This is a genomic window from Ochrobactrum sp. AP1BH01-1 (genome assembly GCF_018066705.1).
GTDB lineage: Bacteria > Pseudomonadota > Alphaproteobacteria > Rhizobiales > Rhizobiaceae > Brucella.
The window spans coordinates 625,885-652,559 of sequence record NZ_JAGPOU010000001.1 but is presented as its reverse complement, the minus strand read 5'-3'; the positions used below and the strand labels follow the sequence as shown (position 1 = coordinate 652,559).

The window sequence follows — 26,675 nt, the reverse complement described above, 5'->3', positions numbered from 1 at the left end:
CGAGTCGATCTCGCTGCGAAGACGGGCGAGAGCTACATTAGGGATTGTCGCGTTTGAAAATCCAGTCGTGATCGGGGTGGTTCTTGAACCGCCATTTGCGCAGGGGACCGGCCATCACGTTGAGATAATACATCTCATAGCCATAGGGCGCGCCACAAGGATGGTGGCCTTTCGGCACAAGTACGACATCTCCATCCGCAACAGCCATGGTTTCATCGAGGTTTCCATCTTCTGTGAAAACACGCTGGAAGCCAAAACCCTGCGCCGGATTGAGGCGGTGATAATAGGTCTCTTCCAGATAAGTCATATCGGGAAAATTGTCTTCGTCGTGTCTATGGGGCGGATAGGATGACCAGTTTCCCTGTGGCGTGAAGACCTCGGTGACAAGAAGGCTGTCGGCAACGTCACGGCCTTCCATCGCTATGTTATGGATAAAGCGGGTATTGGCGCCTTTTCCGCGTTGTTCCAACGTCAGACTTTCCGGCCCAAGCTTCTGCGCCTTGCGGCCCGGCTTGCCAGGCGCGGTACAAATGGCGAGCACGCAATCGGTGGTAGCTGTGGCACTCCAATCGCTTTCAACTGGAACATAGAGGCAATGTGGTGGCAGCTTCTCGAACACACTCATGCGTTCGCCCATTTCGTCGAAATCCTCGCGAGAGGCGGAAATCTTCGCTTTGCCTTCCACAAGGACGAGGATCACTTCGGTCGATCCAGTCTTTTCCGAAACGCTCTCACCGGCTTTGAGACGATAGAGTCCGAATCCGACATAGCCCCATTGGGCACTTTCAGGGGTGATGTCGTGGACCTTTCCATGCGTGCCCTTGGGCTTGCGCAACAAATTGGCCATGTCTCAGTCTCCTGTGTCGAGTCCTGCTTCACGTGCGAATGATTTCAGTGATTTCAATCCGAGTGACTGATACTGGTACGGATTGCGAACTTCCGGGTCCTGTTCGGCCTCGATCACCAGCCAGCCCTGATAGGCTTTGTCAGCCGCGACTTTCAGCACAGGCGTGAAGTCGACGCCGCCCTCTGCATCGCCGGGAACAGTGAATACACCGCGACGAACTCCCTCCAGAAAAGACAGGCTCTGGTCCCGTACCTCGGTAGCTACCGCCGGACGAACGTTCTTGGCGTGGATATGACCGACGCGGTCCATATGCTTTTTGGCAACCCGTTCCGGATCACCACCGCCGAACAGGCAATGACCGGTATCGAGAAGAAGCTTCGTGTGCGGCCCGGTATGCTGCATCAGAAGATCAATCTCGTCTTCACTCTGCACTACCGTTCCCATGTGATGATGGTAGACAAGCGCGATACCTTGGGCCGCGGCAAATTCTGCCAGTGCTTCGACGCCCGTCCCAAATTCTTCCCAGCGCGCTTCTTCCAGCACCGGACGCTCGGATAGCGGCTTGTCGTTGTCACCATGAATGGCGTTCGAGGTTTCGCAAACGATGATGACCTTCGACCCCATCGCCTTCAGAAGATCGAGCGCAGGCTGCATGGCCTTCTTTTCTTCTTCGACGGAATTCACTAACAGATTGAGTGAATGCCAGCCCGATACGTAGCGAAGCTTGCGGGGCTCGAGTATGGCTTTAAGAGCGGCGGCTTCCTGCGGAAACTTATGACCTTTCTCGATCCCGTCGAAGCCGATTTCGGCGGTTTCATTGAGGCATTGATCCAGCGTGATGTGCGCGCCGAGGGTGCGATCATCGTCGTTCGACCAGGCAATTGGATTGGTGCCATAGAGGATCATCGGTCAGTTTCTTTCTTTGAGCTTGGCTTCATAATCTTTCCGGGCAGCCCGCACCTGTTCGCGCTCGGACACTTCCGGCACGGCAACATCCCACCACCATCCACCGGTTTCAGGCGTCGGGTAGGGGTCGGTGTCGATAATGACGACTGTCGTGCGCGTACTGTTGCTGGCTTCGGCAAGGGCATGTTCCAGCTCGCGGATCGATCCTACTTTCTTCGTATCCGCGCCCATCGCTCCGGCGTGGGCAGCGAAATCGATCTTCGACGGATTAATATGGGCGGCATGGTCAAGCAGGTTGTTGAACTCGGCGCCGCCGGACGCCATCTGAAGCCGGTTGATGCAGCCGAAACCGCGATTGTCGGTAACGACGACCGTAATCTTCTGTCCCATCATGACGGCGGTGGCGAGTTCGGAATTGGCCATCATGTAGGAGCCGTCGCCAACCATCACGATGACGTCGCGGTCCGGTTCGGCCATCTTGATGCCAAGGCCGCCAGCAATTTCATAACCCATGCAGGAGAAGCCATACTCCATATGATAGGACATGGGGCGACCGGCTTTCCAGAGTTGGTGCAACTCTCCGGGCATCGTTCCGGCCGCACACATGACGACGGTGTTTTCCCGTGCCTGACGTTGCACAGCCCCAATCACCTGCATATCGGTCGGCAAGGTGTTGCTATCGCTGGGGGCGGCTGTGAAACGGTCTGCCGCCGCAAACCATTTCTCTTTCAATGTGGTATCCACGGGTTGGCGCTTATAGCTGCCAATCGCGTTTGATAGAGCTTCAAGACCAACCTTTGCATCCGCAATCAACGGCAGCGAACCGTGCTTTGAGCCATCATAGGGTTGGACGTTGAGCGAGAGCAGCTTGCGTCCCCGATGCTTGAACAGCGCCCATGATCCAGTCGTGAAATCCTGAAAGCGCGTGCCAACGCCGATTACGAGATCAGCTTCTGCTGCGATTGCATTAGCGCTGTCCGCCCCGGTGACGCCCACAGGGCCGAAGTTGAGTGGATGATTCCATGGCAGGGCCGATTTGCCAGCCTGTGTTTCAATGACCGGAACGCCGTGCGTTTCCGCAAAACTGCGCAACGCTTCGTGCGCGCCGGAGTAATGTACTCCACCGCCGGCCACAATGACGGGTTTGAGCGCGGCCTTGATTGCTCCTGCTGCAGCATTCAGTTCATTCTCATCAGGCGGCGGGCGGCGCCAGTACCAGACTTTTTGTTCAAAGAACTCTTCCGGCCAGTCATACGCCTCCGTCTGCACATCCTGGCAAAAGGCAAGCGTCACCGGTCCGCAATCAGCCGGATCAGTCATGGTGCGGAAGGCACGAGGCAGCGCAGTGAGAAGTTGTTCCGGCCGGGTGATCCGGTCGAAATATCGGCTGACCGGACGAAAACAGTCGTTGACGCTCATGGTGCCGTCATTGAAGTCTTCAATCTGCTGCAAGACGGGATCAGGCCCCCGATTGGCAAAGACGTCGCCGGGAATAAGAAGAACCGGCAGGCGATTTACATGGGCAAGTGCTGCTGCCGTGACCATGTTCGTCGCCCCGGGGCCTATGGAGGAGGTGACGGCGCAAGCGCGTTTGCGGCCAAGCTGTTTGGTATAAGCAATGGCCGCATGGGCCATGGTCTGTTCATTGTGGCCGCGCCATGTGGGCAATTCCTCACGAATGCCGTAAAGCGCCTCGCCAAGCCCGGCCACATTACCGTGACCGAAAATGGCCCAGACGCCTGCGATAAAAGTCTCTCCTTCCGGCGTCAGCTGGTTTGCGAGATAGCGCACCAATGCCTGCGCGGCGGTCAATCGAATGGTTCTCATAGCTCCTCCAGCTTCCTCCCGGCAGAACGAACTCAATATTTGCGCACGCTGTCCCAAACGTTGCAAAGGCTGCGATAGCGTGCGGCCATGTCGGCGACTGCTTCTTCGTCGCTGATCGAACCATTCAGCCATTTGCGCGCTGCATCACCAAAGATCGTGCGCCCGACTGCGAAACCTTTGACGAGGTCGAACTCGGCAGCAATGGCGAGACTGGCTTCCAGTTCCTCGACGGGTGCATCCAGTCCCAGGACAACAATGCCGCGTGTGTGTGCATCGTTACGGGTAATCGCATCGCAAGCATTGGCCCAGGCTGCCTTGGTTTTCATGGGTTCAAGCTTCCACCAGTCGGGATAAACACCGATCTCATAGAACCGCTCAATCACATGAGCTGTCGTGTTGTCATCGACCGGCCCCGCTTTGGATGGAATGATTTCGAACAGGAATTCCAGTCGGTTACGCCGGGTAGCTGCGAAAAGACGTAAAACAGTTTCTTCCTGCTGCGCCTTGAACTCGGCCGGGTCATCCGGGTGATAGAAGCATAGCGATTTTACCACATTCTCGACAGGCCACTCCACAAGTCCGCCGCAGTCCGGTCCGAGTTCCGGCTCCAGTTTAAGTGGACGCGAACCGGGCCATTCAGTAGGACGTCCGATCCACAAGCCCGTACCCGCCGCCCGGTAAAGCGCATCGCGGCCAAGCCGCCCGTCGCACAATATTCCGTAACCCTTGGACCCGTTTGCGACCTGCAAGGCAGCATTCAAGCAAAGCTGTTTGAATTCCCCGATCTTTTCGGTTGAAACACCCGCTTCGGCTGCCATTTCTTCTAGTTGGATGCGGTGGTCGAATGCGAAGACACGCATATGCGGCCAGTTGCCATTGCGGTTGGTGGACCAGTGTATCTGCTCCAGGGCCGCATCCTTGCGCAAAGCCTTGTTGCGAATGCCAGTGCGGAAAAAATACTGAAGCTCTTCCCAACTTGGATAGGCTGGCGTGCATCCATGCCGCGAGACTGCAAAGGCGCCGCAGGCATTGGCGAATTTGAGGCTGGTAGGCCAGTCTTCGTCCTTCAGCCAGCCACGCAAAAGTCCGGACATAAACCCGTCGCCTGCGCCAAGCACATTGAAAACATCAATCGGAAAACCCTCGCCGCTCTGTCCCTCGTCGAGACTGTCAGGAATTGGGCCTTCGAAAATCACCGCTCCCATCGGACCGCGTTTGCAGACCAGTGCGGCACTCGTCACATCGCGCACGGCTTTCAGCGCCTGAAGCGTATCGGTCGAACCGCCTGCGATGTGGAACTCCTCTTCCGTTCCGACGATGAGATCAAACAGATGAAGTGTCGATTGCAGCTTGGCTGTGACGGCGGCGGATTCGATGAAACGGTTTTCACCATCGCCATGACCGGAAAGCCCCCATAGATTGGGGCGGTAGTCTATGTCGAGTGCTGTGCGGCTGCCGTTCCCTCGGGCAAGATGGAGTGCCTTAAGGACGGCTGCTTCGGTCTTCGGATGCGAAAGATGTGTGCCGGTGGCCAACACGCAGCTGGTTTCGGCGATGAAGGCCGGATCGATGTCGTCCTCGCATAAAGCCATGTCGGCACAATTCTCGCGATAGAAGATCAGCGGAAAATGTTGCTGGTCGCGAATGCCGAGGATGACCAGGGCGGTCAGGCGTTCCGGATCGGTAACGATACCGCGTGTGTCCACGCCTTCGCGTTCGAGTTCGCGCAGAAGGAAACGCCCCATGTGCTCATCGCCGACACGCGTGATCAATGCCGATTTGAGGCCGAGCCTTGCAGTTCCGGTTGCAATGTTGGTGGGGGAGCCGCCAACATATTTGTTGAAGGAGGCCATGTCTTCCAGAAGCCCGCCAACCTGCGCGCCATACAGGTCCACCGAAGATCGGCCAATTGTGATCAAGTCGAGCCGCTTCATCAGGTTCCTCCCTCTGCATTCTTATTGCTGCCATAGCCGCACGATTCAGTACGCATAGCAGGTATTCCATTTTCGATTAAAATGGATTTATTATTCCATTTCAACCGAAAAATGGAATGATGCATACAAAGGATCAGTCGCCTTGACGTAGTGTCCCCACCGCCACAGCCAGTGCTATAGCGAGGCAAAGCGTTGCGGAGAGCGAACGGAATGCGCCGAAATCCACTTCTGAAACCAGCAATGTCTGCTTGGCGGATTTACTCATTGGGCTGACAAATGTGTCTGTGATGCCAACGACGTCAATACCGCGCGCGGCGACGGCTTCGGCCATGGCGACGGTTTCGGGCGAGTAAGGGGAAAACGTAATTGCCAGAAGCACATCGCCTTCGCGAATAGCATGCAGGTTTTCCAGTTTGCCAACGGCGCTGTGCAACATGGCAGGAACGTGCATTTTTTCCAACGCGTAAGCCAGATAGCTTGCAACTGGAAAAGCGCGACGGATTCCAACGATGTGGATCGTGTGCGCGCTCGCCAAAAGCTGAACAGCCTTTTCGAGTGCTTGAGGATCAATGGTTTTGAGCAAGCCTTCGAGGGAGGTGCGTCCGGCCTCGGCAAACTCCGCAAGAAGCGCAGGGGCGCTGCCCGTTGCGGTTTCGCGCAGATGTTGCAATCTGGTCGAATAATCAGGCCAGCCGCCCGCATAGGAATCCCGAAACAGTTTCTGCATTTCCGAAAAGCCGGAGAAACCCATGATTTGGCAGAACCGCATGAAGGCGGAACTCTGTACGCCTGCGCCTTCAGCCATCTCGGCGACGGTCGACACGGCGATACGATCCTGGTTAGCCGCGACGAAATCAGCACACTGTTTGAGCCGCTTCGGCAAACGGTCGGATACCTCCAGCAACTTCGCTTCGAATTCCTTGATATTCGTCGGGACGCTGATTGATGACGGTGTAGGGGAATCCATCATTGGCCTTTCAATATGGTCTCTTGACAATCTTTATGTCACATTCTAGCAAAATGGAATAAATATTCCATATCGTATCTTCACTCGTTTGAAGATGGCCATTTTCTGGGAGGATGAGGCAATGGTGACACGTCTGGCATTGCTCGGCGCGGGGCGTATCGGCAAGGTTCATGCAGGCGCAATCGCTGCGGACAAGCGCGCCCGACTGGTCGCCGTCGCAGATGCCGATGAGGCCGCGGCAAGGGCAATTGCCGATCCAGCCGGTGCGGACATCCGAACCATCGGCGAAATCGAAAAGTCAGACGATATCGATGCTGTGCTGATATGCACGCCGACCAATACACATGCCGATCTTATCGAACGCTTTTCTCGCGCCGGCAAGGCTGTTTTTTGTGAGAAACCCATCGATCTTGATATTGCGCGTGTGCGAGGCTGTCTTAATGTTATTCGCGAAACCGGCGCAAAAGTGATGCTGGGCTTCAATCGCCGTTTCGATCCGCATTTTGCGGCAGTCCGAAAAGCCATTGAAGACGGACGGATCGGCAATGTTGAAATGGTGACGATCACGAGTCGCGATCCGGGCGCGCCACCCGCCGAATATATCAAAGTATCCGGGGGCATTTTTCGCGACATGACGATCCACGATTTCGATATGGCGCGTTTTCTCCTTGGCGAGGAAATTGAGAGCGTATCGGCGTCGGCCTCGGTTCTTGTCGATCCCAAAATCGGAGAACTCGGCGATTATGATAGCGCGAGCGTCATCCTGACCACCGCTTCCGGGCGACAGTGCATCATTTCCAATTCGCGCCGCGCTACCTATGGCTACGACCAACGTATTGAAGTCCACGGATCGCTCGGCGCTGTTTCGGCGGAAAACCAGCGTCCTGTATCAATAGAGGTCGCTTCTAAAGACGGCTATAACCGGCCGCCATTGCACGATTTTTTCATGACCCGCTACACTGCCGCCTACGCCGCAGAAATCGCCTCGTTTATCGATGCGCTCGACACAGGAAAAGCGCCGTATCCTTCAGCAGAAGATGGATTGCAGGCTCTGGCCCTCGCCGAGGCTGCTCTTCGTTCGGTCAGGGAAGGGCGCATTGTCAAAGTTGCGGAAGTCCTGGGGTAAGGCGGCAATTTCGTTTGCCTTTTGCCGCAATCGCTTGCGATATGCGGGACATGGCCTACAAGATCGATGATTTGCCGTTCGAAGAGTTTTTTGTGCCCGTGAGCAATGCTACCGCGGCTCTGGTTCGGCTCGACGAGCGGCTTTCGCGCTCACCCATTCGCGAAGGCATGATCGAACGGATGCATATGCATGATGCAGTCGCTTCGATGTGGCTTGAAGGCGAACTGGTGCATCTGGAAGACTTGGTCTTGCATGATGCTTTGATGGACAGCCGGATGCCGAGTCATGCCCTGACCGTTGCGCACGCCGTTTTGCGTATGCGTCGGCTGATTGCTGGAAAATCTGCTGATTGGGCTCTTGGGCCCGCTGGTATCCATCAGTTGCTTGGTCGCTCGATTGAGGTCGCATCTTCGGAAATCGAACCTCGCGGGACGTCGGATGAGGAGTTCGATCCGCTGCTCAATGACATCGACAACCTTCTTGCCCGGACCGGTGCCCTTCTGGAAGGTATGGTGCCCGGCAAGTCCACACCGGAAATGACAGCGCGCGATACGTTGCTTTACGACGATGACTGGGATGAGGAGGCGCGTTTGCAGGAATGGCGCGATTGTCTTGCCAACACCAGACATTTGCCGCCTCTTATGCGTGCAGCATTGATCCATGATGCCTGGTTCTCGCTGGAAGTTGTGCAGCGATCGACATGGATAGGGAGATTGCTGACAGCCGCATTCCTGCGCCAGAGCGGTCTCGCAAAAGGGCATCTGCCGACAGTCAGTCTCGGCCTTCGCGCGAAACGACCGGATGAACGTCGCTCCTCCAATCGTCTGATCCGTCTCAAGACGTTTTTTGAAAGTATTGAAGAGGCCGCTGACCTGACCATGAAGGAGCATGACCGGTTGCTTCTGGCGCGTGAACAGATGCAGCGAAAGCTCAAGGGGCGCAGGTCCAATTCGCGACTGCCTGAACTGATGGAAATGGTGCTGCGCAGTCCTGTTATTTCCAGCCAGATGGTGGAAAGGGAACTGCGGGTTACGCAACAGGGGGCGCTGAAACTTATCTCGGAACTCAATCTGAGAGAGATCACCGGACGCGGGCGGTTTCGTGCCTGGGGGGTTCTCTAGAGCGGCTTCACGCATTTGCAGCGCAGATGGTCCGCGAAGAGCTCAAACTCGTTACGGCGTGCAGCATTGGAGCGCCAAACAAGAACTAGAGACCGGTAGTTGTTCTTGCCGTCGTAAGGAACGATGCTCAGTTCGGTTCCTCGCGTCACACCCGCTTTGACCGCTACCTCCGGCAAGAGAGTGACGCCCATTCCAAAATCGACAAGCTGCACGAGGGTCGTGATCGATGTAGCATGAACATCGCCGCTTGCTTGCGCTGGCGTGGACCCAATGGCGGCCATGACATGTTCACGAAGACAATGCCCTGTTTCGAGCAGGAGAAATGGCTGGTCCTGCAAATCGTCGGCATCGACCCGGTCGCGATTGGCCAATGCATGGTCACGCCGAACCGCCAGATAGAAGATATCCTGACCAAGCTCTGATACTTCGAATTCATCGAGATCGTAGGGATGGGCAACAAGCGCCACATCGAGCGAACCTGAACGCAAGCTGTCGAGCAGGGAGCGCGTGAGGCCTTCACGAATGGTAAGCTGCAGTTCGGGAAAAGCTTTGGAAGTCGCAGGCAGAACTTTAGGCAGCAGAAAAGGCGCTATCGATGGAATTACCCCCATCCGCAATCTGGTCGTCAGCGGACGTTCCGCCTGCCGCGCATGTTCAGGTAGTTCTTCGATGAGCGCTACGATAGTGCGGGCTCGCTCCAGAAAATCTTCACCAGCAGGCAAAAGCTGCATTCGTCTGCCTGAGCGATCAATCAGTGTTACGCCAAGTTCTGTTTCAAGCGCCTGAATGGCCGCGCTCAATGTCGATTGTGTTACGCCTACAACCTCGGCTGCTCGTGAGAAGGAACCCGCTTTTACGAGAGCCATAAAGTAATGGAGTTGACGGACACTGATGTTGAGCATCAATCTGAGGCTTTTCTCATCGTTAAAATCGATAGAATTGATCGATATAATCGCTTTGACCGATTAGGCAAGAAGCCCTATATACGAGTCGCAGGACGAAAAATTCTGAAAATTCAGAAATTTCGCATAACAACCGAAATTACAGGCAGGTATAAAATGCTCGGTATCGGCGACAAGCTCCCCTCTTTCAAGGTCACCGGCGTCAAGCCCGGCTTCAACCATCACGAAGAAAACGGCGTTTCGGCGTTTGAAGAAATTACCGAAGCAAGCTTCGCAGGCAAGTGGAAGGTCATCTTCTTCTACCCGAAGGATTTCACCTTCGTTTGCCCGACAGAAATCGCCGAGTTTGCGCGTCTTGCATCGGATTTCGAAGATCGCGACGCGGTCGTTCTGGGCGGTTCGACTGACAATGAGTTCGTAAAGCTTGCATGGCGTCGCGATCATAAGGACCTGGACAAGCTGCCGATCTGGTCGTTTGCCGACACCAACGGCTCGCTGGTTGATGGCCTGGGCGTTCGTTCGCCGGATGGCGTGGCCTACCGCTATACCTTCGTTGTCGATCCAGACAACACAATCCAGCACGTTTACGCAACCAACCTCAACGTTGGCCGTGCTCCGAAGGATACGCTGCGTGTTCTCGATGCGCTGCAGACCGATGAACTCTGCCCGTGCAACCGCGAAGTCGGTGGCGAGACGCTCAAGGCTGCTTGATAGACCCTGTTTGGGTTCAGAAAGGCGGGTCAAGGCCCGCCTTTCTTTTATCGAATATTGAATGACCGATAAGAGGGTTTCATGTCCATCGATGAACTGAAGTCAAAGATCCCGGATTTCGCCAAGGACGTCCGTCTCAATCTTTCGTCCATGGCAGGCGACGAAACACTGTCGCCACAGCAGAAATACGGCCTGTTCGTTGCGTGCGGCATTGCCTCTCGCAACGCCGATGTACGGAAGGCACTTGTTGCTGAAGCAGCTGACAAGGTCGACGCATCCGTTGTTCAAGCTGCAAAGTCGGCCGCATCGATCATGGGGATGAACAACGTCTATTACCGCTTCGTGCATCTTGCGACCAACAAGGACTATCGCACCATGCCGGCAAAGCTGCGCATGAATGTGATCGGCAATCCGGGCGTTGATAAGGTTGATTTCGAGCTCTGGTCTCTGGCGGTATCCGCCATCAACGGCTGCGGCATGTGCATCGATGCGCATGAGGAAGTTCTACGCAAGGCCAATGTTAAGTCGGAAGCGATCCAGACGGCCGTTCGTTTTGCATCGATCATCCAGTCGGTGGCTATCGCACTGGAAGCCGCTGATACCGAATAAGGGCTTATGTCCCTCTGAAAGAAAAGGCCCGCGCGGATTGCTCCGCGCGGGCCTTTTGCTTCGTAAACCTGTTATTCGTCTCGCTTGAACGAAATAAAGGCAAAGCCGATGAGTGAGACCACAGCAGCGGCAACCATGTAATAGCCGACATAGTCGAAGCTATAGTGCGTTGCGAGCCACGTCGCTATGTAGGGGGCAACCGAAGCGCCAAGAATGCCTGCCAGATTGAACGTCAACGATGCGCCGGTGTAGCGGACCGAAGTCGGGAACGGTTCGGCAAGCGCCGCGCCGATTGGGCCGTAGGTAAGTCCCATCAAGCCAAAACCGATGATAAGGAATGCGAGAACCCCGGCAGTGCCAGCCATGAACAAAGGTGCCATGATGAAACCGTAGATGCCGATCAGCACAGTGACGATGATCATGACAGGGCGCATACCGAAACGGTCGGACAGCAGCGCGGCCACAGGGATCATAAGGCCGAAAAAGACCACACCGATCATCTGAAGAATAAGGAATTCCTCGCGGCTATAGCCAAGGGCGCGCGTGCCCCAACCTAGCGAGAAGACCGTCATGAGATAGAACAGGACGAAGGTCGCGACCGCGCCGATGGTACCGAGGACAAGGCTCATCTTGTGCTTCTTGAACAATGTTGCGACAGGCACTTCGACGCGTTCGGCTTTGTCGATTGCCTTCTGAAATTCCGGCGTTTCGGCAATCTTCAGGCGGATGAACAGGCCTACGCCGACCAGAAGGGCGCTGGCGATGAATGGAATACGCCAGCCGAACGCAAAAAACTGTTCTTCAGTCAGAGCCTCAGCAAGAACGAGGAATATCCCCGTTGCAAGAATGAAGCCAACCGGAGCGCCGAGCTGCGGGAACATGCCATACCATGTCCGTTTGCCTTCCGGTGCATTTTCAGTTGCAAGCAATACCGCACCGCCCCATTCGCCACCGAGACCAAGTCCCTGACCAAGGCGGCAGAGAGCCAGCAGGAGAGCTGCCCAGACGCCGATCGAGTCATAGGTTGGCAGGAAACCGATGGCGACCGTGGAAATACCCATTGTCATGAGCGCTGCAACCAGCGTCGCCTTGCGACCGACCTTATCTCCGAAGTGGCCGAACAGTGCTCCGCCGATGGGGCGGGCAAAGAATGCAATCGCAAAGGTCGCTAAAGACTGAAGAAGCGCGGAATTGCCGTCGCTTGCCGGGAAGAACAGATGCGGGAACACGATCACCGCGGCGGTTGCGTAAATATAGAAGTCAAAGAATTCGATCGTTGTGCCGATCATGCTCGCGGCCAGAACACGGCGCGCGGAATTTTTCTGCGGAGAAACCGCTACAGCGACAGTCATTGTATCAGATCCAATATTTGCGGGCCGTCTAATTTTGGGGAGGAGCCCGAGATATGGCTTCTTTAAAACTGGGGAGTATAGAATCGCAAGCGGAAAACAGCTTTTGAGCAATTTTATGATTTCGAAAAGGCTGTTTTGGAAAGAAAAGCGAAAGTGGGTAAAATTCCCGTTAGCGCTTCGTCAGGTCTTTTAATTGCCGTAACGGGCGATTAGATTTCTCGTGTCGTCCATTTGGAAACAAGATGTATCGAGCAAAGTACGATATCGGCTTGAGGAATACAGCGCGGGGCCATGCGGTCTTGCGCTTGCCTTCCCTTGTGCTCGCGACATTGCTTTCGCTCCTGTTTCTCGTTTCTGCTCAACTCTGTTACGCGATGGCGCACGATGCGCTTGCAGCGCAGATGGTTCCTGATTGCCACGTGAACACGCCGCATCAGATGGATGACATATCGGTGGGGACGAACAGGGGCCAAACTGCACCGATGGATCACGGAGCCAAAGCGCCCAATGCCTGTGTCATGATGACATGCGGCTGTGTTGTTCAGCTTGGCACGGATTTGCGCGCCAATGTTCCCGCACAGGAATTTGGTTTGCCACCGCTCGTCGCGGCGCTGAACGGCGAATCTCCCCACAGAGATTTGCGACCGCCCATATCGCTTCAGGCTTGATCTTGGAAATCGCCGCCGAAGTCGGCGGCTATCATGATTATTGTCTGGAGACTTACCATGACTGGAATTACACGTCGCCGCTTGCTGGCTCTCGCGGCCGGCGCGGCCTTTGTCACGGCCATCCGCCCATTTGACAGCTTTGCTCAAGACGCCCATGAGCATATGGGCAACGGCGCAGCGTCCTCCTCGCCAGCTCCTGCTGGGCGACCTTTGCCTTTGCCTCCTCTGGTTGAACCGGATGCATCGGGTGTTGTCAAACTCAAGGTGCAGACAGGACGCCACAGTTTTGAAGACGGAAGCGAAGCAGAATCCGCGGGCGTCAACGGCACCTATCTTGGCCCGCTCGTGCGCTTGAAGAATGGGGAAACGGTCACCCTTTCCGTAGAAAACGGCATGGATGAAGAGACCACGCTTCATTGGCACGGGCTTTTCGTTCCATCCGTGCTCGACGGCGGACCTCATAATGTGATCGCGCCGGGTGCGGAATGGAAACCGAAAATCACGGTTAATCAGCCCGCCTCTTTCAACTGGTTCCATCCGCATCTGCATGGAAACACCGCCCGTCAGGCGCATCTAGGCATCGCAGGTCTCATGGTCGTGACTGACGGCAAGGATGCTGTACGCGGCCTGCCTGAAGACTACGGTATAGATGATTTTCCGCTGGTGTTTCAGGATCGCCGGGTTATTGAGGGTAGCAACGTATACCAGCCCGATATCATGGATTTGATGCATGGTTTCCGTGGCGACAGACTTATCGTGAACGGCACGGTTTCACCGGAAGCGCGCGTCCCTGCTTCTGTCGTCCGTCTGCGTATCCTCAATGGTGCCAATGCGCGAAATTTTCATATCCGCCTTAGCAATAACCAGCCTTTGCTCGTCATTGCGTCGGATGGCGGCTTCATTGAAAAGCCTGAACCAGTGGAAAGGCTGTCCATCAGTCCTGGTGAGCGCTACGAGGTTCTGGTGGATTTTTCCAAAGTCGACGCGGTCGACTTACTAACCTATGGCAATGACAGCGGTGGCGGCGATCTTCATTTGATGCGGTTTGTGGTGGACAATGCATTGCAAGCGAAAATCAGGGCCTTTCCAGATCGTCTCGATGGTCCTGGCGCGCCAGATGAAAAGCTCTCCGTACGCCGCCGTTCATTCTTTTTCGACGAGCGGATGGCGGAAAATATGAAGCTGATGATGACTGAACCGTCAGCCGATCCTCATGCCGGACATAACATGGGTAACATGGACATGAGCGCGACGCAGTCGGGCGCTATGGATCATGATATGCATGGAGCCAGAAGTTCCTCGGACGCCGGGCCAGCGCTTCAAGCCTTATCGTCGGGGGTGAAAATGGCGATTGCGGGCAAACCCTTTGATATGGATCGCATTGATGTCGAGGTCAGGCTGGGTTCCTGGGAAATATGGGAGCTTACAACGAAGGAGATGCCGCATCCATTCCATATCCATGGAGCATCGTTTCGCATTCTTTCCATGAACGGCAAAGCGCCACCCGCGCATCAGTCGGGATGGAAGGATACCGCTTTGATTGATGGCAAGGCCGAGATACTGGTTCATTTCGACCGCGAAGCGATAAAAAGCCATCCATTCATGTTTCATTGCCATGTGTTGGAACACGAAGATGTGGGCATGATGGCTCAGTTCATAACGATCTGATCCGCGCCGCGCCGCGTGGCAGACGATTGTCACGCGGTTCCCTCCGACACTTTTATTTCGAACAATTTCGAGCGGCGCGCGTTGTCCTCCCACCACGAATGATCGCGATCAGGAGGAAACCATGCAGCCGTTATTGATTGCTTCAGCAATGATGCTTCTGACAGTTCCAGCTATTGCAGCGGATATGAGCGTCAAACTCTACGAAGCCCTGCCAACTGGCCAAGGGAAGGAAATCGGTACAGTCACGATCTCGCAAACTGGTCACGGATTGCAATTCAAACCCAATTTGCGCGGTCTTCCTGCAGGTGAGCACGGCTTCCATGTTCACGAAAAAGGAAGCTGTGCACCTGCGGAACAGGATGGAAAAACAGTTCCTGCGCAAGCGGCCGGTGGACATTATGACCCTTCCCATACCAAGCACCACATGGGACCGGAAGGCGAGGGACATCTTGGCGACTTGCCTCTGCTTAAGGCGGACGCCCAAGGTAATGTAACTCAGAGCGTGACAGCACCCCGTCTCAAATCGCTTGATGAAATCAAAGGCAGAGCTTTGATGGTTCATGTAGGCGGTGACAATTATTCCGACGAGCCCAAACCGCTTGGAGGCGGCGGAGCCCGATTTGCCTGTGGGGTGATCGAATAATCAGCCCCAGTTCTCGATGCGTATTTTCGAGCCATCGGAAAAACGGGATATGTGAAACGCCGAAGGATCAACGACCGGCGTTTCACCAGTAACCATATCGGCCACCAGCTTTCCCGCGCCCGGGCCGATGCCGAAACCATGTCCTGAAAAGCCTGTTGCTACGATTAATCCTTCCACGCCCGGAAGTGGGGAGATGACCGGAATGACATCCGGCATCGTGTCGATGAGCCCTGCCCATTCCTGCGCTATTATCGCTGGGGCGAAAGAGGGGATTGCTTGCTTGAGCTTTGTCAGCACCTGAGCGTTGGCAGCCCTGTGCGGAGCAGGGTCGAGCGTTCGAATTTTCTCGAAAATAGAGATTTGATCTGCCGGACGAAGCTTCCATTGGAAAGCTTCTTCGAAGAAGCGTTTGCCGAACCGGAAGCGTAATGACCGCCATTCGGTCGAAAGCGACGGTATGAAATCGCGGAAGAACCGGAAACTGTCGGGCACGATATCGGCAATGGACCCGCCAAGGCTAGCGACGGTATAGCCGCCATCAAGCCTTTTGCGCAGGGCAAAATCGGAAAATGCTATCGCTGGTTCCACACCGGTGTCGATAGGAGCGGTACGGAAGACGGAGGAACGAACTTTCAACTGCGGCAGGTGGGCATTGAAGGCAGAAACGATAAGTCTTGACCAGGCTCCGCCCGCAACGACCACTGCCTCGCAGCGAAGGCGACCTTTTTCGGTAAGGACAGCGGTAACGCGCCCATTGGCGGTCTCAATGCCACGCACAGCGCAGTTCTGTAAAATGACGGCCCCGCTCTCCTGCGCTTTTGCGGCAAATGCCGGTACCGCCTTTTGCGGTTCCGCACGTCCATCCAGCGGTGTAATCATGCCGCCTAAGAGCCGGCGATTGACGCCGGGTACCAGTGCCGAGACCTGCTCGGCATTGAGAAGTTCTGTTTCAATGCCCTGTTCGCGGGCCAGCTTGATCCACTCAGCGTAAAGAGCCATCTGCTCTTCTTTTTCCGCTGTGTAGGCAATTCCGGTCACGCGGAAGCCGGTTTCGCGTCCGGTACGTTCATTCATGCCTTCCCATAGCCGCATGCTTTCGACAATCAGCGGCATTTCGCGGCTGTCGCGACCCGTACGGCGACACCAGCCCCAATTGCGGCTCGATTGCTCGCCTGCGATCTCGCCCTTTTCAAGGAGAGTGACGGGAATGCCGCGCTCGGCCAGAAAAAGGGCTGTCGAAACACCGATAACACCGCCCCCGATGATTGCGATCTTAGTTTCTTGCGGCAAGCTCTCGGCTGTCGCCACCTTATCCGTGACCGGCCCCATTTCGGTATTCTCCTGCAATGCGATTGGGTGATTTGGGCATATGGAAGCATCGTGAACATGGCTCGCTTTTCGTTTACGATCAACAGGATAAGCCGGTATGGAAATACTTAGTTACGATATTCCTGAGATAATCCGTCCTGTTTTGGTAGCTTTCTGAGGAATGTGCCTCTATATCCGCCTGAACTGCAATCAGGATACGCGATCTTGCTTATGGACGCAGCACGCAACCCGCACGATGAAGGGCAGGTTTCCGGTCATTCCGGTCTAGCACTGACCCTGTCCGGTATTACCCGTCAGTTTGGCGCAGTGCGTGCGCTCAACGGTGTTTCTCTTGATGTTCAGGCTGGCGAGATAATCTGTCTGGTTGGTCATTCAGGCTGCGGAAAGACGTCCCTGTTGCGCATTATCGCGGGCATCGATGTTCCAGACAGTGGAACACTGGCCATGGGCGGCAAGATGTTTGTCGGCCCATCGGTTTTTGTCGAGCCGGAAAAACGGAACGTTGGTGTGGTCTTTCAGGATTATGCCTTGTTTCCGCATTTAACGGTCAAGGAAAATATCCTGTTCGGTTTGCGAAGGGTATCCCGCGCTGAAGCGAACGCGCGGGCAAGAGAACTTCTCGAGTTGGTGTCGCTCTCGCACATGGCGGGACGCTATCCGCATATGCTGTCAGGGGGCGAGCAGCAACGTGTTGCCCTTATTCGTGCCCTTGCTCCGAACCCACATCTTCTGCTGATGGACGAGCCTTTTTCGAATCTTGATAGAGGACTGCGCGCGCGGGTTCGCCATGAGACGGTGGCTTTGTTGAGGGAACTTGGCACTACGGCGATCATCGTAACGCACGAAGCTGAAGAAGCGCTATCTACGGGGGATCGCGTTGTGCTGATGCGTTCCGGGGGAATAGTGCAGAACGGCACGGCCCGCGAACTTCACGACCGGCCCGTGAACCGTTATGCGGCAGATTTTTTCTGTGATTTCAACGCCATACTGGGAAAAGTCGAAGGTGATAAGTTAGTTACTTCTCTTGGAGAGATTCCCACGGCAGAACGGTTTGCACCAGGCACTGAAGCGTTTGCTTACTTACGTCCGCGCGATTTTACGATCCTCCTCGACGGAGAGACTGTTGAAGATTCATTGCGGGGGTATATTGAATCGCGGACGTTTCTCGGCGAAATCGAAGAACTGGTCGTGAGGGTGCCGGGCACAACTTCGCGCCTGCGCGTGCGCACGACACTGCGGCTTCCAACCTCTGCGACCGATATTGTTCTGCGTCCGGATTGGGATAAAGCGCTGATTTTCCCCAAGTGAATGAAAAATATACCATCAAAGTCCTCGGGGGCAATTGACCGTCAGCGCGCCTCACCTTATAACTTGATTAGTTCGCTCATATTTCAAAATGAAACAGGTCCATCTGGAGGTAAAATGTCCAAATTTGCGCGTTCTGGTCTTGCTCTCGCCGCAGTAACGCTTTTTGCGGGGACTGCCCACGCAGATGAAGTGAACATTTACACGACACGCGAACCGGGTCTCATTCAGCCACTGCTCGATGCCTTCAAATCTTCCACGGGCATTACCGTCAACACGGTGTTTCTGAAAGACGGTCTGGCGGAGCGTGTAGCTTCCGAAGGAGCCAATTCGCCAGCCGATATTCTGATGACGGTCGATGCCGGTAATCTGGTTGATCTCGTCGACAAGGGTCTCACCCAGCCTGTCGATTCCAAGGTGCTGAAAGAAGCCGTTCCGGAACAGCTTCGTGACGCAAAGGACAACTGGTTCGCACTGTCCATGCGCGCTCGCATCGTCTATGCCGCGAAGGACCTTGAGCTCGACAAGATCAACTACGAAGACCTGTCCGATCCGAAGTGGAAGGGCAAAATCTGCATCCGGGCTGGCCAGCATCCTTACAATACAGCTCTCTTCGCGGACTATATCGCGCATTATGGTCCGGAAAAGACCGAAGAATGGCTCAAGGGTCTCAAGGATAACCTCGCACGTAAAGCCGCTGGTGGAGATCGCGATGGAGCCAAGGATATCGTCGGCGGTATTTGTGATATTGCAGTCGCGAATTCCTATTATGTCGGTCTGATGCGTTCTGGTAAGGGCGGCGACGAGCAGAAGGCATGGGGCGAGGGCATCAAGGTTCTGTTGCCTACGTTCAAGGATGGCGGAACGCAGGTCAACATCAGTGGCGCAGCCGTTGCCAAGAATGCGCCCAATAAGGACGCAGCAGTCAAGCTCCTCGAATATCTGGTATCTGATGAGGCCCAGCAACTCTACGCCAAGGCCAATTTCGAATATCCGGTCAAACAGGGCGCGCCGCTCGACCCCATCGTGGAATCATTCGGTGAACTGAAGATCGACAGTGTTCCGCTGTCTGAAATCGTCAGCCATCGCAAGCAGGCAAGCGAACTGGTCGACAAAGTCGGCTTCGACAACTAAAAGTCAGCAAATTAAGAAAATTAACGCCGGTACATAATGTGCCGGCGTTGCACTATAGAGAAACCGATGCAAGTCCTTGCAGCCATGCGGAAACGAATTTTGCAACCTGCAAGGGCAGGGAGCAGCTGGCTATGGCTCTCGGTCTTCGTCGCAGTTCTGGTTTTGCTGCCTGTTCTGGCCCTTGCATTGGAAGCCTTTCAGGGCTCGGCTGGCCTATGGGCGCACCTGTTTGCTACCAGCTTGCCATCTGCTCTTCTCGAAACTGTAATCTTGCTCACGGGGGTCGGCATCATCGCCGCTGTTCTTGGAACATCGACGGCGTGGCTGGTGACGGCTTATGATTTTCGTGGGCGGGGCATGCTGGAGTGGGCGCTTTTGCTGCCACTGGCCGTGCCGACCTACATTATCGCCTATGCCTACCTTGATATTCTGCATCCCATCGGTCCGGTGCAAGGCGCGGTTCGCTTCGTTCTTGGCTACGACAGCCCGCGTCAATTCCGCTTGCCGGATATCCGTTCGATGGCAGGGTGCATCATTCTGCTGGGCTTCGTCCTCTATCCCTATGTCTATATTCCTACGCGGGCAATGTTTCTCACGCAGTCTGCCAGCCTCATCGAAGCGGCGCGAACTCTGGGGGCAAGCCGCAAAGGCATTTTCTGGCGGGTCGCATTGCCGCTTGCCCGGCCCGCTGTAGCAGTTGGCGTAAGCTTGGCACTAATGGAAACGCTGAATGATGTGGGCGCCGCCGAGTTTCTGGGCGTACGCACATTGACCGTCTCCATCTACACTACCTGGATAACGCGCTCGGACTTGCCGGGGGCCGCCCAATTGGCGCTCGCTCTCCTGTTTCTGGTGGTGGCCATTGTTTCAGTCGAGCGCTGGGGACGTCGCAAGCAGCGCTTTGCTTCCAACATTCGCCATTCGCGGGGCTTCGAGCCCTCGAAAGTCAGTAGGGGGCAAGGCGTCTCATTGTTCTGCCTGTGTTCGCTGCCCGTCATCATAGGATTTATTCTGCCAGCAATCTATCTGGTCGTGGAAGCCATCAAGCGCGCCCGTTTCGCGGGGGTGTCGCCGCGACTGGTCGGTGAAGCTTTCAATACCGTCGGTCTCGCTTCAGTAGCAACGGTCCTGGTGCTGATTTGCGGATTGCTTGTTGCATATGCTGTCCGAATTTTTCCGGGTGCAGTTTCACGCTGGTCCTATCGCATTTCGACAATGGGATATGCGGCACCGGGCACCGTGATCGCCCTCGGCATCCTCGCGGTTGCGGGCAGCTTCGATCATTTCGTCAATCAGTTCACCTCTCATTTCTTCGGATACTCGGCGGGACTGGTGCTAATCGGCACAGGCGCGGCGGTTATCTACGCTTATGTCGTTCGATTCCTCGCTATTTCGGCGGGGGGAATAGATTCGGGATTGGAGCGCATTCCCACGTCGCTGGATCATGCGTCCCGTACGCTGGGGCGTGGGGCCACCCAGACGTTCTATGCGGTTCATTTGCCGTTATCCAAAACAGCCATCGTGGCGGCAGGTTTACTCGTATTCGTCGACTGTGTGAAAGAACTGCCAGCGACACTTTTGTTGCGGCCCCTAAACGTTGAAACGTTTGCGACGCATCTTTATGGCGAAGCGGCACGCGGCACGTATGAAGAAGCGTCGCTTGCGGCCCTCGCCATTGTGGTGGTCGGAATTTTACCCGTGATATTGCTGGCGCGTGTCGGGAAGCGCTTTGGCAAACGTATTTAATGTTGTTCTTCCAAAAATAGCGGAAGCAGGGTGATATATTCACCAATTCAGAATTGCTTAAATAGTTATCACTATTTTTATTCGGGGCAACAAGCACAGTTTGGCCATGATCTGACTTGTTTTCATAAACTGCACCACCATTGGCGGGCGCGGCAGGGGGCGGCATGTTCAAAGTCCTGGAATGCGTGACAGTACAGCACGATCAGCCTTTTGTGGTTCTGGCTGCATCGATTTCATTTGCGAGCATGTTTGCATTTTTTCTGTTGTTGGCTCGCGCGCGTGAATGCACCGAGAGCCGCCGCGACAACTGGCTTGCAATCAGTGCGTTTGCCGGTGGACTGGGCGTATGGGCAACCCACTTTGTTGCCATGCTCGCTTATAATGGTACCGTCGCGATCGAGTTTGATTTTACGGCTACGGCACTGTCGGCAGCGACTGCCGTTCTCGGCTTTTGGTTGAGCCTCCGCCTTCTTAAAGGGGCGGCGTTCAAATACGCTCTGATTGCTGCCATTTCAGCCACGCTATCGATAGCCGCAATGCATTTCACAGGGATGAATGCAATCAAAGCGGCAGCCAACATTCGCTATGATCTTCCGCCCATCCTTGGGGGGAGCGCAATATCGGTTCTGCTTCTGCTGGCCGCTTTCTGGTTTGTAACGAATGCTTCCGGCTGGCGACGGATTCTCCTTCCGACCGTGGGAGGAATACTGGCTGTCTGCACGCTCCATTTCACAGCTGTTGCATCGACTGAACTGGTTCCAAATCCTACCCTTCCTGCCGCGGATCCGCTTGGAGTGGGGCGTCTGTGGCTGGTTGTTGCTGTCGCGGCGGTGGTATGTAGCGTAACGATGACGACAATTGCAGCCGTATTTATTGACCGTTACATGACGGATCTAAAGGGTTTTGCGAACGCTACATTGGACGGGCTCGCTGTCATTCGGGATGGCGGAATAGTGGAGATGAACGCCCGGTTTTCCGAACTCATGCGGAGAAGTGAAAAGTCGCTTGTGGGTGTGAAGCCGGATACTTTGTTACTGGCAGCGGATGGACTTCCGGTCTGCGCTAACCGTCTGGAAGCCATTGAGGCGGCTCCGAGGTTTCCCAATGATGAGCGCATCTTTGAACTTGCGGTTCATACGATTGAATATCAGGGACGGCCTTGCGAGGTGCTCGCTGTGCGTGATCTTACTGAAAAGCGCACGGTTCAGCGCCAGATTGAGCATATGGCACGGCATGATGCGCTTACCGATCTGCCCAACCGCATGTTTTTTGAGGAAAGGCTTGCGAACGCCGTTGCGCGCCCCGCCCGCGAACCATTCGCCGTGCTGGCGCTCGATCTGGACCGATTCAAGGCTGTGAACGACATTTTCGGCCACGCCGAAGGCGACCGGGTACTGAAAACAGTCTCCAGCATCCTGAAGCGCTCCATAAATGGTATCGATACGGCCGCGCGTATTGGCGGTGATGAGTTCATCATTCTGCAGGTGGGCGTGCCCCAGCCGAGAGGCGCCCGCAAGCTCAGCGAGAAGATTCTGGAAACCTTCCGCTCGGAACTGAATACAGTACTCGACCCAACTGCTGTGGGAGTCAGCATAGGCGTTGCCATATATCCGAATGACGGCAAGGATGCAGAAGCCATCCGGCATGCGGCAGATATCGCGCTTTATCGGGCGAAGACGGAAGGGCGCGGAGTGGTTTCGTTCTATTCTCCGGAAATGGACCGAGAGATAAGAGAGCGGCGCCAGATGGAAGCAGATTTGCGTCATGCGATGGTTCGGGGCCAGATCGGTATTGCCTACCAACCCTTATTCGCGACAGCTGATGGAAGTTGCACGGGTTATGAGGCACTTGTTCGGTGGAACCATCCGGCACGCGGGCAGATACCGCCGGAAGTCTTCATTCCTATCGCCGAGGAAACGGGAACAATCGTGGCGCTGGGCGAGTGGGTTCTGCGCGAGGCCTGTCGTACGGCTGCCGAATGGGACAGCCACCTTACCATCGCGGTAAACCTGTCGCCCGTACAGTTCCGTCTGATCAGCCTGCCGGATACGGTCCGTTCGATTATCGCAGAAACCGGCCTTGATCCAACAAGGCTGGAATTAGAGGTAACCGAATCCGCTTTGATGAAGGATCGATTGACGACACTTGAGCTGCTGCGTCGCCTGAAGAAATTGGGCATCCGTATCGTTATGGACGATTTCGGAACCGGCTATTCATCGCTCAGCAATCTCCAAAGTTTTCCTTTCGACAAGATCAAGATTGACCGCAGCTTCATCACCAGCATGGAAACGGATGTCAGCGCCAGAGCGATTGTAAGAGCCATAGTCGGGTTGGGCCGCAGCCTTGATCTGCCGGTCGTGGCTGAGGGTATCGAAACCTTTGACCAGCATCGCATGGTGATCGAAGAGGGCTGCGAGCAAGTTCAAGGCTTTCTATTCGGCCGACCCGCTGCTGCGCCCGCTTCTGTGGACCCATCTTCGCTTCAACCGGGAAAAGCGGTGGCGGACAAGTAAAAGTCGGCGAATAGAGCGCGCACTTGTGAATTATTGCGGGTCCCGGCGTTCCGAGGCCATCTTTGCTGTGCCGAATTGTTACAAACCCTTATCTCCTGCGATTGCGAAGGAAATATTCCGGCTAATTGGCAGATGAGCGGAACCACAAATTTTCCAGCTGCTGGAAGGGGTTGCACGGTGTCGGGCGCATCATGCCACCCAGAATAGGGCAATGTTTTCAACACGATATTTCGCGTGAACGCAATAATAAGTGAATTTATCCGAGAGAGCTTTCCGTGCTTGTAACACGTTGCGGCCACAAAGCGAAAGCTGAATGGAACGAACAGTAATAGTAATTCTGATCGCAAGAAATTCCCTAATGGGTTTCTTCGGCAGGAATCCTGGTTAAGTGGATGATGGAAACGATGCTTACTTCGCAACAATGGCTTCCGGTCGAGTTGCTCAATATCGGTCTGGCCGCAGCCCTTTTCTTCGCCTGCCTTGTTCATTCGCTGTGGAAAGCTGTCTTCGACGAGCTCAACCCGGTATTCTGGCGCCGCACGGCGGCTCTGCTCTGGGCTGGTATCCTGATTGTGGCACTGAGCGGCGGAATCGAAAGCTTCAACTGGCCGCAGGCCATCGGCTGGCTTCTGGTTCTTGGTGGTGTTGCCGCAACGGTCACCCGTACCGGCATGAGCTATTATCGCCAGTATTGTGCGCACACATCGCGCGCCGTCCATTCGGGTCGTGCACGGCTTTCGGGACGGTGATAGCCATGTTTGCAAAGACTGTAGAAATGCCCTTGCGGCTTCACCGCCCACATAGCCTGCGCTCGTTCTTTATCCGCGCTTTTGCTGCTGTACGATCCCGTAGATATTCGTAGAACGCGCACCGGATCGGCAGTAGCCAAGCACGGGACCTTTGGCTTCATCCAGTGCTGCTGCCATTGCATCCACATCTTCCTGCGTCAACTGACCGCCGACGACTGGAATATAGTAGGTAGCAAGTCCGGCTTTCTGGGCGACGCGTGCGATTTCGCTGAATTCGGGCTGATCAGGGCCTCCCTCGCCATCTGGCCGGTTGCAGATAATCGTACGAAATCCCTCTGCTGCAATGTCGCGCACATCGTCAGGTTCGATCTGCCCTGAAACCGAATAATTGTCGTCTATCTGCCGAATATCCATGTTTTCCTCGCTTGCCGCCCAACTTGCGACGGCTTTTTCGGTGGCAACTTACATTAAAGTTGTTTTCATGCCACATGAAACTGCTGGAGTTGGGATGCGATGTTGGGAGAGCGGTTCAGATGACGATTCATAGAGCGAGCCGGAGTACTGCACGGATCGCGCATCGTGTGTCGGGATTCCACGAGGGTACGCGCGCGGTGCCTGAGGAGGTTCCTGTGGCGGTGAGCTATAACGGCTCGACCCAGGCCGTGATGATGGCTACCCCTGACAATCTTGAAGACTTCGCGATAGGCTTCACTCTCACCGAAAATATTGTGGATGATATTTCCGAGATAGAAGCGGTTGAGGTCGTTGCCTTTGAGAATGGCATCGATGTGCAGGTCCGGCTATCGGAGCGCCCGGAGCAGAGGCTTGCCGCACGACGCAGATTCATGGCTGGCCCGGTCGGGTGCGGCCTGTGTGGGATAGACTCAATTGATCATGCGTTGCGACCGCTTCAGGCATTGCAACAAGGCGGTCGAAAATTTTCTCCCTTCGATATTTCGATGGCTGTCGCCTCTCTTACGGACGAGCAACAGTTGAACTCTCAGACCCATGCAGTTCATGCAGCGGGTTTCTATGTTCCGGACAAAGGGCTTATTGCGATTCGTGAGGATGTCGGGCGCCACAATGCATTGGATAAACTTGTTGGCGCGGTCTCACTCAACGGTTGTGCACCGCAAGACGGTATCGTTGTGATTACCAGTCGCGTTTCTGTCGAGATGGTACAGAAAGCAGTTATGTTTGGCGCGCCGGTGTTGGCTGCCATCTCTGCGCCAACGGCTTTGGCCATTCGAACGGCAGATGAAGCGAACCTTACGCTCGTTGCATTGGTGCGCGGTGATGACTTCGACGTTTATGCGCACTGCGAGCGCATCATCGGAGAAGGACCGGCCTTTTCTTAAAGGCCGGTCGGCACTCGTTAAGCAAGCGCGGCAATACGGCTACGCTCACTCACAAGCTGCAAAGCAGCATTGGCTGCTTCCACGCCCTTGATCTTGAAGTGAGCATGGAAGAAATCATGATGCTCCTTGCTTTCATGGAAATGATGAGGCGTCAGGACGACGCTGAGCACTGGAACCTCTGTCTCCAGTCCAACCTGCATCATGCCGTTAATGACGGCGGTTGCCACGAAATCGTGCCGGTAAATACCACCATCAACCACGAAAGCCGCGCCGACGATAGCGGCGTACTTTCCGGTCTTGGCCAAGGTTTTGGCATGGAGGGGGATTTCGTAAGCACCAGGAACGTCGAAAATTTCGACTTCCACATTAGCTCCGGCTTTGGCAGACAATTCTGCAATAAAGCTCTTGCGGGCCTCATCGACAATATCAGCGTGCCAACGAGCTTGAATGAATGCAATTTTAAATGAAGTCTTGTTCGGATAGCTCTGGTTCATAGGTTCCTCACGAAACTAGAATCAGGGCGCACAAAAGAACGCATGGACGGTGCCTGAGTGACACGATCCTGACGCTCAATCGCTCTCTTCCATCCGGACTTTAACCGTCGGCTCCGGCATCTCACCGGATCTGCTGACCCTGAACAATAACCGAGCAGTCATGTGTTCAGGCGCTCGCGGGCTCGAAACTGTCGCTTCATACCGCCGGTGGGGAGTTTCACCCCGCCCCGAGAACAAGCCCGCACACCATTGTGCGAGCGGCACGAAATTATGAGCTCCTTGCGGCCTTGTCCAGTCCGGCGGGAGAAATTTGTGCTGGAGTTATTTTCAACCGGAAGCAGGGGAGATGATGGCATTTGCGAGCGGTGGCATACGACGGCGTGGTAAATCTGGCAATACATTGATTTATAAAGGATTTTTCAAGGTGCGGCCTCTACCTGTGGTTTAATCGATTGAATTCCTCCCTTTTATCTTTAGGAGGATATTGACAGCCTGATAGGGTTTGAGCCTATCCTGTGCCTCACAGCTTGTCTTGGGATCATTTCTCATTCATAAAAGACAACGTTGTCAATTGGGATAAAGCGACGTAAGAGTGGGATGGAGGATTTCAATTAAAACGTCGCGAGGCGGCTGGGGCGCAGGTGAAAGCGAAAGCTTTCGACGCGTATTGCGGCAGTGAATAGGACGAGCCGGATGTGCGAAGCAGCCGGTTTCAAATCTGTGCCGAGGAGGCGCGGATGGAATGACGAGATGGATTGCCGCGCAG

At 55.1% G+C, this 26,675-nt stretch carries 22 protein-coding genes, 1 pseudogene and 1 riboswitch; of the genes and pseudogenes, 13 read left to right on the top strand and 10 right to left on the bottom strand.

Annotated elements, in window-relative coordinates:
* Nucleotides 1-37: 37 nt before the first annotated feature.
* The 5 genes from iolB to J9800_RS02925 form a co-directional block, all read right to left on the bottom strand.
* Entirely contained in the window at nucleotides 38-847 is an 810-nt protein-coding gene (gene iolB, locus J9800_RS02945) for a 5-deoxy-glucuronate isomerase (protein ID WP_114214766.1), read from the bottom strand.
* A 3-nt stretch (nucleotides 848-850) separates the two neighbouring features.
* Nucleotides 851-1,753, bottom strand: coding sequence for a myo-inosose-2 dehydratase (gene iolE, locus J9800_RS02940; protein ID WP_114214767.1), 903 nt, complete (start codon nucleotides 1,751-1,753; stop codon nucleotides 851-853).
* Nucleotides 1,754-1,756: 3 nt separating this feature from the next.
* On the bottom strand, nucleotides 1,757-3,580 hold the full coding sequence (iolD, locus tag J9800_RS02935; RefSeq protein ID WP_114214768.1) for a 3D-(3,5/4)-trihydroxycyclohexane-1,2-dione acylhydrolase (decyclizing): 1,824 nt from the start codon (nucleotides 3,578-3,580) through the stop codon (nucleotides 1,757-1,759).
* A 32-nt stretch (nucleotides 3,581-3,612) separates the two neighbouring features.
* Nucleotides 3,613-5,517, bottom strand: a complete 1,905-nt coding sequence (locus J9800_RS02930) for a bifunctional 5-dehydro-2-deoxygluconokinase/5-dehydro-2-deoxyphosphogluconate aldolase (protein ID WP_210845656.1) — start codon at nucleotides 5,515-5,517, stop codon at nucleotides 3,613-3,615.
* Nucleotides 5,518-5,647: 130 nt separating this feature from the next.
* Nucleotides 5,648-6,481 carry a MurR/RpiR family transcriptional regulator gene (locus J9800_RS02925; RefSeq protein WP_112587765.1) on the bottom strand — a complete coding sequence of 278 codons (834 nt, stop codon included), beginning with the start codon at nucleotides 6,479-6,481 and terminating at the stop codon, nucleotides 5,648-5,650.
* Between the two features lie 121 nt (nucleotides 6,482-6,602).
* Here J9800_RS02925 and iolG point away from each other — a divergent pair, with 121 nt between their 5' ends.
* Together iolG and J9800_RS02915 are read left to right on the top strand one after the other, a co-directional pair.
* Nucleotides 6,603-7,607, top strand: a complete 1,005-nt coding sequence (iolG, locus tag J9800_RS02920; RefSeq protein ID WP_114215051.1) for an inositol 2-dehydrogenase — start codon at nucleotides 6,603-6,605, stop codon at nucleotides 7,605-7,607.
* Nucleotides 7,608-7,657: 50 nt separating this feature from the next.
* A complete protein-coding gene (locus tag J9800_RS02915) occupies nucleotides 7,658-8,728 on the top strand; it encodes an RHE_PE00001 family protein (protein ID WP_114215052.1) in 1,071 nt (356 codons plus the stop codon).
* Here J9800_RS02915 and J9800_RS02910 read toward each other — a convergent pair.
* Nucleotides 8,725-9,630 (bottom strand): hydrogen peroxide-inducible genes activator, encoded by a 906-nt coding sequence (locus J9800_RS02910; protein ID WP_114214770.1) that lies wholly within the window; start codon nucleotides 9,628-9,630, stop codon nucleotides 8,725-8,727. The two genes, J9800_RS02915 and J9800_RS02910, sit on opposite strands and share 4 nt — an antisense overlap.
* A 156-nt stretch (nucleotides 9,631-9,786) precedes the next feature.
* Between J9800_RS02910 and J9800_RS02905 the strand changes: the two genes are divergently transcribed.
* Nucleotides 9,787-10,341 carry a peroxiredoxin gene (locus J9800_RS02905; RefSeq protein ID WP_006469087.1) on the top strand — a complete coding sequence of 185 codons (555 nt, stop codon included), beginning with the start codon at nucleotides 9,787-9,789 and terminating at the stop codon, nucleotides 10,339-10,341.
* An 81-nt stretch (nucleotides 10,342-10,422) separates the two neighbouring features.
* Nucleotides 10,423-10,950: an alkylhydroperoxidase, AhpD family gene (gene ahpD / locus J9800_RS02900; RefSeq protein WP_114214771.1), complete on the top strand. Its 528-nt coding sequence runs from the start codon at nucleotides 10,423-10,425 to the stop codon at nucleotides 10,948-10,950.
* Between the two features lie 71 nt (nucleotides 10,951-11,021).
* On the opposite strand, the gene J9800_RS02895 is transcribed toward ahpD, so the two are convergent.
* Complete coding sequence (locus tag J9800_RS02895) at nucleotides 11,022-12,302, bottom strand: MFS transporter (RefSeq protein ID WP_114214772.1); 1,281 nt, start codon at nucleotides 12,300-12,302, stop codon at nucleotides 11,022-11,024.
* Between the two features lie 242 nt (nucleotides 12,303-12,544).
* On the opposite strand from J9800_RS02895, the gene J9800_RS02890 reads away from it, so the two are divergent.
* From J9800_RS02890 to sodC, 3 genes are all read left to right on the top strand, one after another.
* The gene (locus J9800_RS02890; protein WP_114214773.1) at nucleotides 12,545-12,970 is read left to right on the top strand and encodes a hypothetical protein; all 426 of its coding nucleotides are present in this window, start codon (nucleotides 12,545-12,547) and stop codon (nucleotides 12,968-12,970) included.
* Between the two features lie 57 nt (nucleotides 12,971-13,027).
* Entirely contained in the window at nucleotides 13,028-14,638 is a 1,611-nt protein-coding gene (cueO, locus tag J9800_RS02885) for a multicopper oxidase CueO (protein WP_114214774.1), read from the top strand.
* Between the two features lie 121 nt (nucleotides 14,639-14,759).
* Complete coding sequence (gene sodC / locus J9800_RS02880; protein WP_114214775.1) at nucleotides 14,760-15,281, top strand: superoxide dismutase family protein; 522 nt, start codon at nucleotides 14,760-14,762, stop codon at nucleotides 15,279-15,281.
* Here sodC and J9800_RS02875 read toward each other — a convergent pair whose 3' ends face one another.
* Complete coding sequence (locus tag J9800_RS02875) at nucleotides 15,282-16,610, bottom strand: NAD(P)/FAD-dependent oxidoreductase (protein WP_114214776.1); 1,329 nt, start codon at nucleotides 16,608-16,610, stop codon at nucleotides 15,282-15,284. It lies immediately after the preceding gene.
* Between the two features lie 210 nt (nucleotides 16,611-16,820).
* Here J9800_RS02875 and J9800_RS02870 point away from each other — a divergent pair, with 210 nt between their 5' ends.
* The 5 genes and pseudogenes from J9800_RS02870 (at nucleotide 16,821) to J9800_RS02850 (ending at nucleotide 24,057) form a co-directional block, all read left to right on the top strand.
* The gene (locus J9800_RS02870) at nucleotides 16,821-17,918 is read left to right on the top strand and encodes an ABC transporter ATP-binding protein (protein WP_114214777.1); all 1,098 of its coding nucleotides are present in this window, start codon (nucleotides 16,821-16,823) and stop codon (nucleotides 17,916-17,918) included.
* 114 nt (nucleotides 17,919-18,032) lie between these two features.
* Nucleotides 18,033-19,049, top strand: a complete 1,017-nt coding sequence (locus J9800_RS02865) for a Fe(3+) ABC transporter substrate-binding protein (RefSeq protein WP_114214778.1) — start codon at nucleotides 18,033-18,035, stop codon at nucleotides 19,047-19,049.
* 66 nt (nucleotides 19,050-19,115) lie between these two features.
* Nucleotides 19,116-20,795, top strand: a complete 1,680-nt coding sequence (locus J9800_RS02860) for an ABC transporter permease (RefSeq protein ID WP_114214779.1) — start codon at nucleotides 19,116-19,118, stop codon at nucleotides 20,793-20,795.
* 164 nt (nucleotides 20,796-20,959) lie between these two features.
* Nucleotides 20,960-23,322: pseudogene (locus J9800_RS02855) on the top strand (putative bifunctional diguanylate cyclase/phosphodiesterase).
* 390 nt (nucleotides 23,323-23,712) lie between these two features.
* Nucleotides 23,713-24,057, top strand: a complete 345-nt coding sequence (locus J9800_RS02850; RefSeq protein WP_114215054.1) for a hypothetical protein — start codon at nucleotides 23,713-23,715, stop codon at nucleotides 24,055-24,057.
* A 69-nt stretch (nucleotides 24,058-24,126) separates the two neighbouring features.
* Here J9800_RS02850 and J9800_RS02845 read toward each other — a convergent pair whose 3' ends face one another.
* The gene (locus tag J9800_RS02845) at nucleotides 24,127-24,471 is read right to left on the bottom strand and encodes a protein tyrosine phosphatase family protein (RefSeq protein ID WP_114214781.1); all 345 of its coding nucleotides are present in this window, start codon (nucleotides 24,469-24,471) and stop codon (nucleotides 24,127-24,129) included.
* A gap of 119 nt (nucleotides 24,472-24,590) precedes the next feature.
* Here J9800_RS02845 and fdhD point away from each other — a divergent pair, with 119 nt between their 5' ends.
* Complete coding sequence (fdhD, locus tag J9800_RS02840) at nucleotides 24,591-25,415, top strand: formate dehydrogenase accessory sulfurtransferase FdhD (protein ID WP_114215053.1); 825 nt, start codon at nucleotides 24,591-24,593, stop codon at nucleotides 25,413-25,415.
* 17 nt (nucleotides 25,416-25,432) lie between these two features.
* Here the strand turns inward: fdhD and J9800_RS02835 are convergent, their stop codons facing one another.
* Complete coding sequence (locus tag J9800_RS02835; protein WP_114214782.1) at nucleotides 25,433-25,909, bottom strand: 6,7-dimethyl-8-ribityllumazine synthase; 477 nt, start codon at nucleotides 25,907-25,909, stop codon at nucleotides 25,433-25,435.
* Between the two features lie 77 nt (nucleotides 25,910-25,986).
* Nucleotides 25,987-26,148, bottom strand: a riboswitch (FMN riboswitch).
* Nucleotides 26,149-26,675 lie beyond the last annotated feature (527 nt).